The 15,447-nt window shown below is 69.0% G+C and carries 14 protein-coding genes; 1 reads left to right on the forward strand and 13 read right to left on the reverse strand.

Annotated features, from left to right (window positions below):
* Nucleotides 1-625: 625 nt before the first annotated feature.
* The 9 genes from KGQ19_RS18345 to arc all read right to left on the reverse strand — a co-directional run bounded on the left by KGQ19_RS18345 (nucleotide 626) and on the right by arc (nucleotide 10,276).
* On the reverse strand, nucleotides 626-1,255 hold the full coding sequence (locus KGQ19_RS18345) for a LysE family transporter (protein ID WP_212010408.1): 630 nt from the start codon (nucleotides 1,253-1,255) through the stop codon (nucleotides 626-628).
* Between the two features lie 184 nt (nucleotides 1,256-1,439).
* Nucleotides 1,440-1,814, reverse strand: coding sequence for an FKBP-type peptidyl-prolyl cis-trans isomerase (locus tag KGQ19_RS18350; protein ID WP_212010409.1), 375 nt, complete (start codon nucleotides 1,812-1,814; stop codon nucleotides 1,440-1,442).
* 76 nt (nucleotides 1,815-1,890) lie between these two features.
* Nucleotides 1,891-2,913: an FKBP-type peptidyl-prolyl cis-trans isomerase gene (locus KGQ19_RS18355; protein WP_212010410.1), complete on the reverse strand. Its 1,023-nt coding sequence runs from the start codon at nucleotides 2,911-2,913 to the stop codon at nucleotides 1,891-1,893.
* A gap of 186 nt (nucleotides 2,914-3,099) precedes the next feature.
* On the reverse strand, nucleotides 3,100-4,461 hold the full coding sequence (pafA, locus tag KGQ19_RS18360; protein WP_212010411.1) for a Pup--protein ligase: 1,362 nt from the start codon (nucleotides 4,459-4,461) through the stop codon (nucleotides 3,100-3,102).
* Nucleotides 4,462-4,534: 73 nt separating this feature from the next.
* The gene (prcA, locus tag KGQ19_RS18365) at nucleotides 4,535-5,392 is read right to left on the reverse strand and encodes a proteasome subunit alpha (RefSeq protein ID WP_212010412.1); all 858 of its coding nucleotides are present in this window, start codon (nucleotides 5,390-5,392) and stop codon (nucleotides 4,535-4,537) included.
* A 63-nt stretch (nucleotides 5,393-5,455) separates the two neighbouring features.
* Nucleotides 5,456-6,313 (reverse strand): proteasome subunit beta, encoded by an 858-nt coding sequence (gene prcB / locus KGQ19_RS18370; RefSeq protein ID WP_212010413.1) that lies wholly within the window; start codon nucleotides 6,311-6,313, stop codon nucleotides 5,456-5,458.
* A gap of 76 nt (nucleotides 6,314-6,389) precedes the next feature.
* Nucleotides 6,390-6,599, reverse strand: coding sequence for a ubiquitin-like protein Pup (locus KGQ19_RS18375; RefSeq protein WP_212010453.1), 210 nt, complete (start codon nucleotides 6,597-6,599; stop codon nucleotides 6,390-6,392).
* A gap of 172 nt (nucleotides 6,600-6,771) precedes the next feature.
* Nucleotides 6,772-8,283 carry a depupylase/deamidase Dop gene (gene dop / locus KGQ19_RS18380; RefSeq protein WP_230418873.1) on the reverse strand — a complete coding sequence of 504 codons (1,512 nt, stop codon included), beginning with the start codon at nucleotides 8,281-8,283 and terminating at the stop codon, nucleotides 6,772-6,774.
* 208 nt (nucleotides 8,284-8,491) lie between these two features.
* A complete protein-coding gene (arc, locus tag KGQ19_RS18385; RefSeq protein ID WP_212010414.1) occupies nucleotides 8,492-10,276 on the reverse strand; it encodes a proteasome ATPase in 1,785 nt (594 codons plus the stop codon).
* A 329-nt stretch (nucleotides 10,277-10,605) separates the two neighbouring features.
* On the opposite strand from arc, the gene KGQ19_RS18390 reads away from it, so the two are divergent.
* Nucleotides 10,606-10,908, forward strand: a complete 303-nt coding sequence (locus KGQ19_RS18390; protein WP_212010415.1) for a ferredoxin — start codon at nucleotides 10,606-10,608, stop codon at nucleotides 10,906-10,908.
* A 283-nt stretch (nucleotides 10,909-11,191) separates the two neighbouring features.
* Here KGQ19_RS18390 and KGQ19_RS18395 read toward each other — a convergent pair whose 3' ends face one another.
* From KGQ19_RS18395 to KGQ19_RS18410, 4 genes are read right to left on the reverse strand one after another with little or no spacing between them, the layout of a single operon-like run.
* A complete protein-coding gene (locus tag KGQ19_RS18395; protein WP_212010416.1) occupies nucleotides 11,192-12,484 on the reverse strand; it encodes an MBL fold metallo-hydrolase in 1,293 nt (430 codons plus the stop codon).
* A gap of 19 nt (nucleotides 12,485-12,503) precedes the next feature.
* Nucleotides 12,504-13,241 (reverse strand): HAD family hydrolase, encoded by a 738-nt coding sequence (locus KGQ19_RS18400; protein WP_212010417.1) that lies wholly within the window; start codon nucleotides 13,239-13,241, stop codon nucleotides 12,504-12,506.
* The gene (locus KGQ19_RS18405) at nucleotides 13,234-14,106 is read right to left on the reverse strand and encodes a carbohydrate ABC transporter permease (protein ID WP_212010418.1); all 873 of its coding nucleotides are present in this window, start codon (nucleotides 14,104-14,106) and stop codon (nucleotides 13,234-13,236) included. The genes KGQ19_RS18400 and KGQ19_RS18405 overlap by 8 nt, the downstream gene beginning before the upstream one ends.
* A complete protein-coding gene (locus KGQ19_RS18410; RefSeq protein ID WP_212010419.1) occupies nucleotides 14,103-15,443 on the reverse strand; it encodes an extracellular solute-binding protein in 1,341 nt (446 codons plus the stop codon). The genes KGQ19_RS18405 and KGQ19_RS18410 overlap by 4 nt, the downstream gene beginning before the upstream one ends.
* Between the last annotated feature and the right edge of the window lie 4 nt (nucleotides 15,444-15,447).

Here is a 15,447-nt window from a genome sequence, read left to right on the forward strand (position 1 = left end):
CCGGTGGCCGGGGGTCAAGTTCGCGCCATACGAAACCGCCGCCTACCTGCATGTCCGCCGCGCGCGGACTTTACCCCCGGACACCGGTGCTGTACCCCCCGGGCTGACGACGCGACCGAGGGGAACGAACCGCACCACCCCACAAACCGCCACCGCTGAGACTAGATCAGCCACCCGAGGGAACCGCGCAAGTTTCCCTGAGGTTGCCGAGGCCCGCCGGAGGCCCGGCCCTTCACCACAGCTCTTGACCTTGACCTTGCTTGTGCTGTTGATCTTGATCTTGCTTGTGCCCTTGTCCTGACTTGCTGGAGTTGAAGAGGCCTGAGGTGCGGCGGGGTTGTGAACGCGCGAACCGGCAGCCGACAAACACACCCACCACCCCGAACCCCGAACCGGCACAACTATGACCGAAGGCCGTAAAATGCATTTAATCCCGCAGACCAACAGCGACCCTCCCTGCGACACCAGCCGGCAACGGATCCTCCCCGGCGATCGGCACGTCGCGAACCACGTCGCGAACCACGTCGCAAACTACCGGGCAAAGGTTGCCTGACACGGCACCAGCAACACATAGCGCCAGCAGCACAGCACGAAGCTGTCCCCCAGCTAAGCGCTCCGCCCGCCGCTACTCGGCGAACACCAGGTCCCCGGCCAGCACCGCGAACAGCGTCCCGGTCACGGCGTCGACGACGCGGCGGGCCCGCGCGTAGGCCGCCGCGACGCGCTTGGCGGAGAACAGGCACGCCACGAGCACGTACCAGGCGATGCCGATGGCCGGGATCGCGATGCCGATTGTGGTGCGGTACTCCCAGTCCACGTGCGGGGGTAGGAGCGCGGCGAAGACGCTGGAGAAGAAGACGGCGGCTTTCGGGTTGCCGATGTTGCACAGGAAGCCGGCCCGGAAGGCTGCGATTGCGCCGCGCGGCCGGATTCGTGGTCCGGCGGTCGCCGGGCCGCTGGTGGTGCGGCGCGCTGCTGAGCGCAGGAGCTGGAACGCCAGCCAGAGCAGGTAGGCGGCGCCGGCCAGCCGGACCGCCTCGAACAGCGGCTGGCACTTGACCAGCAGCACGGTCAGGCCGACCAGGCTGGTGGTGGCCCAGACCGCCATCGCGGCGGCCACGCCCAGGCCGACGAAGACCGCGTCGCGGCGGGAGCGCGCGACCGAGGCGTGGGAGACGGCGAGGAAGTCCGGGCCCGGGATCAGCAGCGCCAGGGTCCAGACGGTCAGCAATGCGGCGAGGGACGCGACAGGCATGCCTTTGATGCTGCCACGGGAGCCGGGGCGGTAGGCAGGTCGTCGCGGCGGTTCCGGGCCACTGGTCGCGGATTGGACCGCACGGACTCGGGGCCCGGGGTCCCGCTGGCGCGTCAGGCGCCGGACGCGCCGATGGCCGCCCCCGTTTCCCGGGGCGGCCATCGAAGGCGGAGCGCTCGGTGCGTCAGCGCACGCCGAGCAGGTCGACCACGAAGATCAGCGTCTCGCCCGGCTTGATCAGCGGGCTCGGGCTGCGGTCCCCGTAGGCCAGGTGCGGCGGGATGACCAGCTTGCGCCGGCCGCCGACCTTCATGCCGGCCACGCCGCGGTCCCAGCCGGCGATGACCCGGCCGCCGCCCAGCGGGAAGGCGAAGGGCTGGCCGCGGTTCCAGGAGGCGTCGAACTCCTCGCCGGTGGAGAAGGACACGCCGGCGTAGTGCACGGTGACCTCTTGGCCGGCCTTGGCCTCTTCGCCGGTGCCGACGGTGATGTCCTCGATCACGAGGTCGGCCGGGACCGGGAAGTCGGGGAAGTCGATCTCAGGCTTTTCAAGACTCATGAGCTTGCTGTTCCCAATCCTGTCGGGGATGGACTGCTCGTTACGCTATCAGGGCGTCTGCGACGCCCCCGGTCGCCTACCGGGCGTCCAGGATGTCCACGACGAACACCATGGTGTCGGTGCCCTGGATCCCGGCGCTGGGCTGGCCCGACGGCCCGTAGCCCTGGGCCGGCGGCACCACCAGCAGCACCCGGGAGCCGACGGTCTGCCCGATCAGCCCGTCGTCCCAGCCCTGCACGACCGAGCCGACCCCGATCTGGGTGGCGAACAGCGACTTGCCCTTGCTGAACGAGGAGTCGAAGATCTGGCCGGTGCGCCAGACCATGCCCTCGTACTGCACGACCACCGTCTGCCCCTTCTTGACCTGCGGGCCCTTGCCGACGATCACCGGCTTGTAGACGGCACCGGCCGGCGGCTGCTTGCCGGCCGGGATGGTGATCTTCGGGTCGGCGGCGCCCACCGCGGTGCCCACCGTCGGCAGCGACGGGTCGTTCAGGACGCTGGGACCGGTCGCGATGTCGGCCTGCGGCGAGGGGTAGACCCCGACGATGTCCAGGTCGAAGACGAGGGTGTCGGTGCCGGTGATGGTGATCTTGCCGTCGGTGCTGCCCTTGGCGCCGAAGCCGAGCGCGGGCGGCACGGTCACCTCCACCCGGCTGCCCGCGGCCTGGCCCTTCAGGCCCTGCTCCCAGCCCGGCAGGATCTGGCCCTGGCCCTCGACCGCGGTCACCGGGTGCTGGCCCTGGTCGTAGCTGCTGCCCAGGTCCGAACCGTCGCGCCAGAGCTTGGCGGTGAAGTTCAGGACCACCACGCTGCCGTCGGTGACCTTGGCGCCGTCGCCGGGGATCTTCACCTTCACCCCGAGCTTGCCGTCCGGCTGCCCGGCGGGAATCTGGATGTTCGGCTTGACCCCGAAGGCGTCGGCGACCGGTGCCCCGGAGGACGAGGCCCCCGAGGAGGCCGTGGAGCCGGTCGAGGAGGTTGAGGACCCGCTCGGTGTGGACTTGCTCGACGAGCAGCCGGCGGCCACCAGCAGCAGGCCGGCGGCGAGCCCGGCGAGGGCGGTCTGGGTCCGGCGGGTGGCCACTGGACGGCGCACGGAATACCTCGAATCGGCGCGGAGCCGGACGCCGACGGCCCCCGGCTGGAAGTCGAGACGTGATGGTGGGACAACCACATGTCTCAGGGACCGCACCACACTAGCGTGGCCCGCGCTCGGCCGGAGCCGAGAGCGGGCCACGAAAGGGCAAAGGCCTCACATGAGCCGGTACACCGGCACAGGGGGCTACATCGAGGAGATCAGCTTCTCGACCCGCTCGTCCACCGAGCGGAACGGGTCCTTGCACAGCACCGTGCGCTGCGCCTGGTCGTTGAGCTTCAGGTGCACCCAGTCGACGGTGAAGTCCCGCCGCTGCTCCTGCGCCCGCTTGATGAACTCCCCGCGCAGCCGGGCCCGGGTGGTCTGCGGCGGCACCGACTTGGCCTGGAAGATCTCCAGGTCGGTGGCGGTGCGCTCGACCATGCCGCGCTTCTCCAGCAGGTAGTACAGGCCGCGGTTGCGGGAGATGTCGTGGTAGGCCAGGTCCAGCTGGGCCACCCGCGGGGCGGACATCGCCAGGTTGTTCTTGGCCCGGTAGCGCTCGATCAGCTGGTACTTGATCACCCAGTCGATCTCCCGGGAGATCAGGTCCAGGTCGCCGGTGGACACCGCGGTCAGCGTGCGCTCCCACAGGTCCAGGATCTTGTCCACGGCGCCGGTGCGCAGACCGCGCTTCTCGGCGAAGTCGCGCGCCTTGGTGAAGTACTCCTCCTGTATCTCCAGGGCGCTCATCTCCCGGCCGTTGGCCAGCCGCACCTTCTTCTGGCCGGTTATGTCGTGGCTGACCTCGCGGATCGCCCGGATCGGGTTCTCCAGGGTCATGTCCCGCAGCGTGGTGCCGGCCTCGATCATCCGCAGCACCAGGTCGGTGGCCCCGACCTTGAGCATCATGGTGGTCTCGGACATGTTGGAGTCGCCGACGATCACGTGCAGCCGCCGGTACTTCTCGGCGTCGGCGTGCGGCTCGTCGCGGGTGTTGATGATCGGCCGGGACCGGGTGGTGGCCGAGGAGACGCCCTCCCAGATGTGCTCGGCGCGCTGCGAGACGCAGTACACCGCGCCGCGCGGGGTGGCCAGCACCTTGCCGGCCCCGCAGATCAGCTGCCGGGTGACCAGGAACGGGATCAGCACGTCGGCCAGCCGGGAGAACTCGCCGTGCCGGCCCACCAGGTAGTTCTCGTGGCAGCCGTAGGAGTTGCCGGCCGAGTCGGTGTTGTTCTTGAACAGGTAGACGTCCCCGGCGATGCCCTCCTCGTGCAGCCGCCGCTCGGCGTCGGCCAGCAGGCCCTCCAGGATCCGCTCGCCGGCCTTGTCGTGCACGATCAGCTCGCGCACCGAGTCGCACTCGGGAGTGGCGTACTCCGGGTGCGAACCGACGTCCAGGTACAGGCGCGCGCCGTTGCGCAGGAAGACGTTGCTGGAGCGTCCCCAGGACACGACGCGGCGGAACAGGTAGCGGGCCACCTCGTCCGGGGACAGGCGGCGCTGTCCGCGGAACGTGCAGGTGACGCCGTATTCGTTTTCGAGCCCGAAGATCCGCCGGTCCATGATGACCACCTTATGCCGCGTTAGACTTTAATCCGCGTCAGGCCTCTGCGTCGTTGTTCGGCTGCCGCGTGTGTCAGGACTCCGAGGAGTCCCCCTCGTCCAGGAGGTCGTCGACGGCGCCGAGGACGTCGCCGTCGCCCAGCTCCGCCTCGGCCGGCGCGTCCTGCTTCGCCGCGCCGTCGCCGTCCTCACCGTCCTTGCCGCCCTTGCCCTTGCCGTTGCCGTCACCGTCGGCGTCGACGCCGAGCAGGCCGGCCAGCGCCGGGCCGGTGATCCGCCGGAACTTGCGGACCCGGCTCCGGGTCCGGTCCAGGACCGCGACCTCGAGCTGGTTCGGCGTCAGGGTCCGGGGCTCGGTGCCGTCCCGGCCCAGGGCGTCGACCGCGGCGTTCAGGACCGTCTCCAGCGCGGCGTTCTCCTCGAAGGAGGATTCCAGCACCTGGGTCACCGCGTCCGCGGCGCCGCCGAGGACCTGGAAGCCGCGGATGTCGGTGACCTGGCCGTCGAAGGTGACCCGGTAGCCCTGGTCGTCGGCGGCCTTCTCGCCGACCTCGGCCACGGCCAGCTCCACCTCGTACGGCTTGCCCGCGCCCTCGCTGAACATCGTGCCCAGCGCCTGGGCGTAGGTGTTGGCCAGGGCCCGGCCGGTGACGTCGCGGCGGTCGTAGACGTAGCCGCGCATGTCGGCGTGCCGCACGCCGGCGATGCGCAGCTGCTCGTACTCGTTGTAGCGGCCGGCCGCGGCGAAGGCGATGCGGTCGTAGATCTCGGAGATCTTGTGCAGGGCCCGCGACGGGTTCTCCCCGACGAACAGGATGCCCTTGTCATAGAAGATGACTGCCACGGACCGGCCACGCGAGATGCCCTTGCGGGCATACTCGGCCCGGTCCTTCATGATCTGTTCGGGCGAGACGTAGAACGGCGTCGTCACGACGGGTCACTCCTGACTGGGACCGAGGTCTGCAAGATTGTTGGTTCTGCTGCGATCTGCAAGTTATCGCAGCGGGGAGCGGGGACCGTCGGGAACCTCGCGGCGGGCATCCATCACGCCGGCTACGAGCGTGGACAGTTCCTCGTCCGGCAGCCGCCGGTAGCCGTCGGCGGTGACCACCGCGACGACGGGGTAGATCTTGCGGAACAGGTCGGGGCCGCCGGTGGCCGAGTCGTCGTCGGCGGCGTCGTAGAGCGCCTGCACGGCCGCGATCGCGGCGTCCTCGGCGGTGAAGTCCGGGCGGAACAGCTTCTTGAGCGAGCCGCGGGCGAACACCGAGCCCGAGCCCACCGAGTAGTGGTCGTGCTCCTCGTACAGGCCGCCGGTGACGTCGTAGCTGAAGATCCGGCCCTGGCCGGTCTCCTCGTCGTAGCCGGCGAACAGCGGGACCACGGCCAGGCCCTGCATGGCCATCCCGAGGTTGCCGCGGATCATGGTGGCCAGGCGGTTGGCCTTGCCGTCGGTGGAGAGCGTGACGCCCTCGATCTTCTCGTAGTGCTCCAGCTCCAGCTGGAACAACCGGACCGTCTCCACGGCCAGCCCGGCGGTGCCGGCGATGCCGACCGCGGAGAACTCGTCGGCCGGGAACACCTTCTCGATGTCGCGCTGGGCGATCATCGAGCCCATGGTCGCCCGGCGGTCGCCGGCCAGCAGCACGCCGCCGGGGAAGGTGATGGAGACGATGGTGGTGCCGTGCGGCGCGATGTCTTTGGCCGATGCCGCGCCGGCCGGCAGGGTGCGCCCGCCGGGCAGGTAGTCGGGGGCGAAGTCCTTCAAGAACTCGCTGAAAGAGGAGATGCCCGGCGTGAGGAACGCCTGCGGCAGACCGCCCCGAGAGCCCCAGTCCGCGTTGGATTCCACTTCAGCAATCCCCTTCTATAAAGGTTCGGTACGAAATCGGACCTTGATGTGGTGCGACCCTAGTTGATCGCGAACCTCACTGGCCACCCTTCTGAACGAAGCCCCGGACGAAGTCCTCGGAGTTGGCCTCCAGCACCTCGTCGATCTCGTCCAGCATGGAGTCGACGTCCTCGGAGAGCTTCTCCTGTCGCTCCTGCAGGTCGCCGCTCGCCTCCGGGGCGGTTTCCTCGACCTCTTGCTTGTCGCGGTTGGCATGCTGCTGGCCGCCGCGTTCGTCCGCTGCCATCTCAGCCCTCTCCCACTCCTCGGCAAGGTTGCCGATCTTCCTCACTCTAGCTTCAACTTCCCCCGAACGGAGGTATTCCACTCGCGATGGGGGTGACTAGATAATTACAACCGGTGAAAGTTCTGGGACCAGCACCGGAAGGCGCTGGTCCCAGAATGTGGAAAGCTCGGTCTCAGCCCTCGGTCAGTGCGCGTACCAGATCCTCGGCGGTGCGGCTTCGATCGATCAACGCTTGGACGTGCTGTTTGGTTCCGCGGGTCGGTTCCAGCGTCGGCACCCGTTGCAACGACTCCCGGCCGGGCACGTCGAAGATCACGGAGTCCCAGGACGCGGCGGCCACGGAGTCCGCGTACTTGTCCAGACACCGGCCCCGGAAATAGGCCCTGGTGTCCTCCGGCGGGTGGTCCACGGCCTGCCGGATCCGCTCGTCGGTGGTGATGCGCTCGAACCGCCCGCGGGCCGCCAGCCGCTGGTACAGGCCCTTCTCCGGGCGCACGTCGGAATACTGCAGGTCCACCAGCTCCAGGCGCGAGGAGTCCCAGTCCAGGCCGTCGCGCTTGCGGTAGCCCTGCAGGATCTCGTACTTGGCGACCCAGTCCAGCTCCTTGGACAGCGTCATCGGGTCGGACTCCAGCCGGGTGAGCACCGACTCCCAGCGCTCCAGCACGTCCTTGGTGACGTCGTCCACGTCGGAGCCGTAGCGGTCCTCCACGAACTTGCGGGCCTGCTCGCAGTACTCCATCTGCAGCTGCACCGCGGTGAGCTTGCGGCCGCTGCGCAGCGTCACCAGCTGCCGCAGCGTCGGGTCGTGGCTGACCTGGTGCAGGGTGCGCACCGGAGCCTCCACCGACAGGTCGGTGGACATGAAGCGCTCCTCGATCATCGCCAGGACCAGCGAGGTGGTGCCCATCTTGAGGTAGATGGAGATCTCGGCCAGGTTGGCATCGCCGATGATGACGTGCAGCCGGCGGTAGCGCTCGGGATCGGCGTGCGGCTCGTCGCGGGTGTTGATGATCGGACGCTTGAGGGTGGTCTCCAGGCCCACCTCGACCTCGAAGAAGTCGGCGCGCTGGGAGATCTGGAAGCCGTGCGCGCGGCCGTCCTGGCCGATGCCGACCCGCCCGGCGCCGGTGACGACCTGCCGGGAGACGAAGAACGGGGTCAGGTTGCGCACGATGTCGGCGAAGGGAGTGGTCCGCTGCATGAGGTAGTTCTCATGCGAGCCGTAGGAGGCGCCCTTGTTGTCGGTGTTGTTCTTGTACAGGTTGATCGGCGCGGTGCCGGGGATCTCGGCGGCCCGGCGCGAGGCCTCGGCCATGATCCACTCCCCGGCCTTGTCCCAGATCACCGCGTCGCGCGGGTTGGTGACCTCCGGGGAGGAGTACTCGGGGTGCGCGTGGTCGACATATAGGCGCGCGCCGTTGGTGAGGATCACGTTGGCCAGGCCCGCGTCCTCGTCGGTGAGCTGGCTGGCATCGGCGATATCGCGGGCCAGGTCGAACCCCCGGGCATCACGCAGCGGGTTCTCTTCCTCGAAGTCCCAGCGCGCGCGGCGGGCCCGGTGCATGGCCGCGGCGTAGGAGTTGACGATCTGGGACGAGATCAGCATCGCGTTGGCGCCGGGGTTCCCTGGTACAGAAATGCCGTACTCGGTCTCGGTGCCCATGATTCGCCACACGCTCATACCGGCCACCTTATTCCGCGGGGGTGACGTGTGGCAGTGCCTTGTGCACGGTTTTTGCTGGGGTGATGGGTTGCCACTCGGTGTGTGTACCCGGGGGGTGATCAATGAATCGTGGGCGGATGGCGGGTTGCCGACCGGGAAAAACACACACGCCGCCCGCGCGCTGTCGGTGACAGCGTGCGGGCGGCGCTTCGGCCTCGGCCGGGTACTACAGGTACTGACCGGTGCTGGCGATCGTGTCGATCGAGCGGCCGGTGTCACCCCCGCGCTTTCCGGTGACCAGCGTGCGGATGAACACGATCCGCTCGCCCTTCTTGCCGGAGATGCGGGCCCAGTCGTCGGGGTTGGTGGTGTTCGGCAGGTCCTCGTTCTCCTTGAACTCATCGACGCAGGCGCCGAGCAGGTGGGAGACGCGCAGACCCTTCTGCTTGTGGTCCAGGAAGTCCTTGATCGCGGTCTTCTTGGCGCGGTCGACGATGTTCTGGATCATCGCACCGCTGTTGAAGTCCCGGAAGTACATGACTTCCTTGTCCCCGTTGGCGTAGGTGACCTCCAGGAACCGGTTCTCGTCGATCTCGCTGTACATCCGCTCGACCGTGGCCTGGATCATCGCCGAGACCGTCTCCTGCCGGTCCCCGCTGTGCTCGGCGAGGTCGTCGGCGTGCAACGGGAGTTCGGTGGTGACGTACTTGCCGAAGATGTCCTTGGCCGCCTCGGCGTCCGGACGCTCGATCTTGATCTTCACGTCCAGCCGGCCCGGGCGCAGGATCGCCGGGTCGATCATGTCCTCGCGGTTGGAGGCGCCGATGACGATGACGTTCTCCAGGCCCTCGACGCCGTCGATCTCCGAGAGCAGCTGCGGGACGATGGTGTTCTCCACGTCCGAGCTGATGCCGCTGCCGCGGGTGCGGAACAGCGAGTCCATCTCGTCGAAGAACACGATGACCGGGGCACCCTCGCTGGCCTTCTCACGAGCCCGCTGGAAGACCAGGCGGATGTGCCGCTCGGTCTCGCCGACGTACTTGTTGAGCAGCTCCGGGCCCTTGATGTTGAGGAAGTAGCTCTTCACGTTGTCCGAGCCGGTCACTTCGGCGACCTTCTTGGCCAGCGAGTTCGCCACCGCCTTGGCGATCAGGGTCTTGCCACAGCCGGGAGGCCCGTACAGCAGCACGCCCTTGGGCGGCCGGAGCTTGTGCTCCTTGAACAGGTCAGGGTGCAGATAAGGGAGCTCGACGGCGTCGCGGATCAGCTCGATCTGGCCGTCCAGGCCGCCGATCTCCAGGTAGGAGATGTCCGGCACCTCCTCCAGCACGAGGTCTTCGACCTCGGACTTGGGGATGACCTCGTAGACGTAGCCGCTGCGCGGCTCCATCAGCAAGGCGTCACCGGGGCGCAGCTTGACGCCGGACTCCAGCAGCGGCTCGGCCAGGCGCACCACGTGCTCCTCGTCGGTACGCCCGGTGACCAGGGCGCGGCTGCCGTCCTCCAGGATCTCCTTGAGGTTGACGATCTCCCCGACACTCTCGAAGCCGAACGCGGCGACCACGTTCAGGGCCTCGTTCAGCATCACCTCCTGGCCGGGGCGCAGAACTCCGGGCTCGATGGAGGGACTCACCGACACCCGCATCTTGCGGCCGCCGGTGAAGATGTCGGCGTTGCCTTCGCCGGCGTCCTCCAGGAACACCCCGAAACCGCTCGGCGGCTGCGCGAGGCGGTCGATCTCCTCCTTCAACGCCACGATCTGGTCGCGCGCCTCACGAAGAGTCGCCACCAGCCGTTCGTTCTGGCTCGTGAGCCCGGCCACAGTGGCCTGCAACTCGTTGATCCGCTCCTCCACGGCCCGGCCGCCCCGTGGGGCGTCCGCGGTGTCGCGGAGTCTGCGCCGCAGGACGGCGATCTCCTGCTCCAGGTACGTGACCTGGGCAGCGAGGTCGTCCGATCCTCGGCTCGCGCGGCCGGCGCCCTCGCGGATGTCGTCGTCGTGTGCTGGCACGGTCCTCACCTCCCGCCGGAAGCTGCGATGCTCAAGAACTTCCTTGCTGCTGTCCTGCCTAGCGGAGGCGTTCTTGAAACCGCTGAATGTTGTGCAGTTGCCACCGAGACCGGGAGCGGCATCCCCCGCGGGTCCGGAACTCGGGTGCTCTTCGTAGGAACAACAAGGCCTGTCGTCATCACGATTCCCCCTCACTCGGCTGGTTATGTTGCGCCGGTACGGAGTTGTGATCCGATCCTTGCCCACTGGTGGTTCTTTGTCGAGCAGCATTGGATCAACGACCGGGACCGGCGCTTGGTTCTGGGCTCGGCCTTGATAGCGTCTCGAATATGACGGCCACTACTGACACGGATGCGCTAGAGGTCTGGATCGACCACGATCTGTGTACGGGCGACGGTATCTGCGCACAGTACGCGCCGGATGTGTTCGAACTCGACATCGACGGCGTGGCCTACGTGAAGGACGGTCCGGACGCCGAACTGCGCACCGGCGCCGAGGCCCGCGTGCCGGTCCCGGCCGATCTGGTGCTGGCGGTCATCGACTCGGCGAAGGAGTGTCCCGGCGACTGCATCCACGTTCGGCGGGCCGCCGACGGGGTGACGGTCGCGGGACCGGACGCCGAGGACGCGTAGTCCCCGGCCCGGCGGTGGCCATACACATCACATAGTCATGCATGTCACATATACGTCCATACGTCATATATAAGGACAAACGGCGGCCCAGGCGGGCGTTGGACGGCGGGAGAACCAGTTCCGCCCCAGCTCGGCACCGATCCGTTCCGCCGTCACCCCCGCCCGCCGCCCGATGGCGAGCGCGCCGCCTCTTGAGCCGGCCCGCCCCCGCTCTCGCACAACCGGCCCTCGCACAACCGGCCCTCGGACAACCAGACGCTTCATCCCCGTCCGAGGTTGCAGATCAAGCCCAGGTTCGCTCGATCGGGTGACCCCCCAGGTCATACGACCGCGCCAGGATCGGCAGCAGCCGGGTCGGTCCGGCCACCGGGTGCAGCCGCTCGGGGGCGTCGGTGTGGATCGGCACCACGGTCCGCGGTGCCACCCGGTGCACCAGGGTGTGCAGGTCGTCGGCGGTGGCGTGGCCGAACGAGCCGATCCGGCGCAGCGGGATGCCCAGGACGTCCAGCCACTCCATGAACAGCGCCCAGCGCGACTCGAACGGGCCCAGCGGCTCCCCGTTGGCGTGCAGCCACACGGTCCGGTCGCCGACCGGCAGGTCCGCCAGGTCCGGGATGCCGCGCAGGTCGCGCAGGTCCGGCTGGTACACCCAGTCCCCCGGAGCGGCCTGGATCGCCTCCAGGCCGACCTCGGAGTACGCCACCACACCCTGGACGTCCAGGGCCCGCAGGAAGGCCGCCACGGCCTCGCCCCAGACGATCTGCCGCCCGGCCGCCCCGGCCACCTCGATGAACTCCGCGACCCGCTCCAGATCGCGCGGATACATCGCCAGCAGCACCAGGTCCCCGCGCGCGTCCGCCAGCGCCGCGGCGAAGTCCCGGACCACGTCGTCCTCGGTGCGCACCGGCCCCGGGAACACCGGCAGCCCCAAAGCGGTGCCCTCTGTGACGAACATCTCACAGCCCGCGGCGCGCTCGGCCAGCCGCCAGGCCCGCTCCGGCGCGCGGCCGTGGAACCGGATGTCGCCGGTGAAGGCCACTACTCCGTCAGAGGTGGTGACCAGGTAGCCGCTGGCCCCGGGCACGTCGTGGTCGACGGTGATCCGCTCCACGGTCATCGGGCCGAAGCGCACCGGCGTGGAGTCGGCCAGCGCCTGCCAGTCCGGGTCGCCGCCGGGCAGGCCGTCCCCGGCCGCGGCCAGCGCCCGCATCACCGCGATGGTCTCCGGCGCGGCGTGCACCTCGATGCCCGGCCGCAGGGTCCCGACCAGTCCGCAGTGGTCGATGTGGGCGTGGCTGACGAACACCGCCGTGGGCGGCCCCTCCTCCGCCAGCGTGTCTCCGGGTTCGATCATCGCCGGGTCGTAGACCCCCGGCACCCGCGGCGCCGCGCCGACCCGCAGCCGGTCGGCGAGGTAGCGGTGCTGCCGGGGCACGACCGGCGGCCGGAACAGGTCGGTGCCTCGGGGGATGTCGAGCCCGAAGTCGAGCAGGACCCGGTGGTCCCCCTCGGTGATCAGGACCTTGCTGGAGCCGATGACGCCGACCCCGCCCCAGAACTCGACGGTTGCTGCCATGGAGATATCCGTGTTCTTCCTATGAATTGTGCGCGCCGGCCCAGGAGAAGATCCCGGGCAGGATGTCCTCGACCACAGCGGCGGAGACCGTCGCGGGGCCGTCGGCGCGGCCGAACCGGTCGATGTAGCCGGCGCACGCGCCGACCGCCATCGCGGGTTCGATCTCGTTGAAGTAGTGGTCGCCGAGCGAGAACAGCTCGGCGGCCGGCCGGTCGGCCAGCTCCGCGGCGATCCACCGCCGCAGTCCCTGAGGTTTGTTGGCGCCGGAGACGACCTCCTCGAACAGGGCGGTGACCCCGAGCCGGTCCAGCAGCGGCGCCAAGCCGCCGGCCGGGCTGTTGGTGGCCAGCACGATCCGCACCCGGCCGCGCAGTTCGGCGAGCGCCTCGACCAGCGCCGGGACCGCCGTGACCCGGCAGGCCGCGGTCAACATGTACTGCCGGCTGGCCAGGAACGCCTCCTCGGTGGCGGCCGGGTCGACCCCGGACAGCGCGGCGAGCCCGATCGCGGCGCCCCAGGCGTCGACCGAGCTGCGCAGCACCGCGGCCGCGGCCTCGTCGGCCACGCCGTCCGCCGCCGCCACCCCGCGTTCGAGGTAGGCCTGGAACAGGTCCAGGAACCGGCCGCGCAACTCCGTCGGCAGGCCGTCGGCGGCGTGCTCGGCGTAGAACCGGACCGGGGCGTCGTCGCGGTAGACGGTGCCGTCGAAGTCGACGACCAGGATCGGCCGGCGGTCTGTCGTTTCCGCCTCAGCCACGCACGCCTCCGGCCGCCGACAGCGCGCCGCGGATGAACTGCCGCTGCAACAGCAGGAAGAACACCATGACCGGCAGTGTGGTGAAGGTGACGGCCGCGGCCAGGCCCGGGAAGTCGGTGCCCTCGGCGTTGGCGAAGGTGGACAGCCCGACCTCGACCGGCTGCACCGTGCTCGAGGACTCCATGCTGGAGTTCGTCATGATCACCGGCCACAGGAACGAGTTCCAGGAGCCCAGGAACACGTTGATGGCCACGATGATCAGCGCCGGGCGCACCATCGGGATCCCGATCGAGCGCAGGAAGCGCAGCCGCGAGGCGCCGTCCAGCGCCGCGGCGTCCAGGATCTCGGCCGGCATGGTCAGGAAGAACTGCCGGACCAGGAAGATCCCGAAGACGCTGGCGCCCCACGGGATGATCTGGATCCAGTAGGTGTTCAGCAGGTGCAGGTCGTTGGCCAGCACGTAGTCCGGGATGATCAGCACCGTGCCGGGCATCATCAGCACCGAGAGCACGACCAGCGTCAGCACCTTGCGGCCGGGGAAGCGCAGCACGCCGAAGGCGAAGCCGGCCAGCAGCGAGGTGACCAGGCACAGGACCACCGTGCACGAGGCGATCAGGATGGTGTTCCCGAACAACCGCAGCCACGGCGCCGAGTGCCAGGCCCGGGACCAGTTCGACCAGTCCCAGTGCGGCACCAGCACCGGCGGGAAGTCGCTGAACTCGCCGGGATGCCCGAGGGAGATCACCACCGTCCAGTAGAACGGGAAGACGAACGCGATCGCGATGGCGACGGCGAACACGCGCCGGGCCCAACGCCCGGCGCGGCTCGCCCCCGCCATGCCGCGGGAGGCTGAGTTCTTACTCACCCCTGCGCCTTAGCGGCGGTGCACGCGCCCTGCGCGGTGTTCAGCGCGTCAGAGGGCTGCTTGCCGTTCTCCAGCACCTCCTGGATCGCGGTGGACTCATAGCCCTGGCACTTGAAGATCCAGTCGAACCCGGGCAGCACGAAGGCGGTGTCCAGTTCGGAGACCGCGGCGGTGACGTACGGGTTCTTGGCCACGAAGTCCTGCATCACCGGGTCGGACAGGGCCTGGCTGGTCACCGGCAGGTAGCCGGAGGTGGCCGACCACTGGGCCTGCTCGGCCGGGCTGTCGATGAACTTCATGAAGGCCCAGGCCGCGGCCTTCTGCTCGGCGGTGGCCGAGGAGAACATCACGATGTTGGTGCCGGTCAGCTCGTTGACCGCGCCGGCCGGGCCGGAGGGCAGCGCGCCGATGCCCAGCTTGAACTTGCCGCCGACGGTCTTGTTCTCGAAGCCGTAGCCGGCCGCCGAGGAGATGTCGAAGGCGCCCTTCTGGGCGCCCAGCGCCGTCTCGCCGGGGTAGTTCTTGCCGGTGGCCAGCGCGCCGGCGTCCTTCAGGTCCTTGAGGTACTGCAGGGCCTTGACCGCACCGGGGTCGGTCAGGTGCGGGGTGCCGTCCGCGTCATACAGCTTCGCGCCGTTGGCCTCGGCCAGGATCTCGAACCACTGGGTGCCGTAGGTCGCGCCGGTGGCCGAGCCGGGGTCGATGGTGGTGCCGGTGACGCCGTTGGTGGAGACCGCCTTGAGCACCGAGGCGTAGTCGTCCCAGGTCTTGGGCGTGCTCTGGCCGTCCTTGGCCACCATGTCGGCGTTGGAGAACAGGATCAGCACGCTCTTGTTGAACGGCCACATCCAGGTCTTGCCGTCCGGCAGCTTCATGTCGGCCTGCACGCCCTTGTAGAACGTGGACATCTCGGCCGGGGTGTCGGTGCCGGCCAGGTCGCTGATCGGGACCAGCTTGCCGGCGGACTGGAAGTAGTCGGCCCAGCTCTCGTAGGCCTGGCCGATGGTCGGAGCGTTCCCGGCCTGCACCTCGGCCTTCTCCTTGGTGTACATCGTGCCGTAGTCCGGGTCGCCCTGGAGCTTGACGGTGATGTTCGGGTACTTCGCCTGGAAGTCGGAGACGAGCTTGTCCATCGCCGGCTTCAGCGTCCCGATCGTCATCGCCTCCTCGAAGGTGATGGTGACCGGCCCGGTGGGCACCGCGAGCTCGGTGCCCGAGCCGCTGCTCTTGGCCCCGGTGTTGTCGGACTTCGGCGTGGAGGTGCCGCCGCCGGCACACGCCGTGGCGGTGAGGGCGATAGCGGCCAGCCCGGCGGCCGCGGTGATGCGCTTACCCATGATG

Origin of the sequence: Catenulispora pinistramenti (assembly GCF_018274385.1) — a bacterium.
GTDB lineage: Bacteria > Actinomycetota > Actinomycetes > Streptomycetales > Catenulisporaceae > Catenulispora > Catenulispora pinistramenti.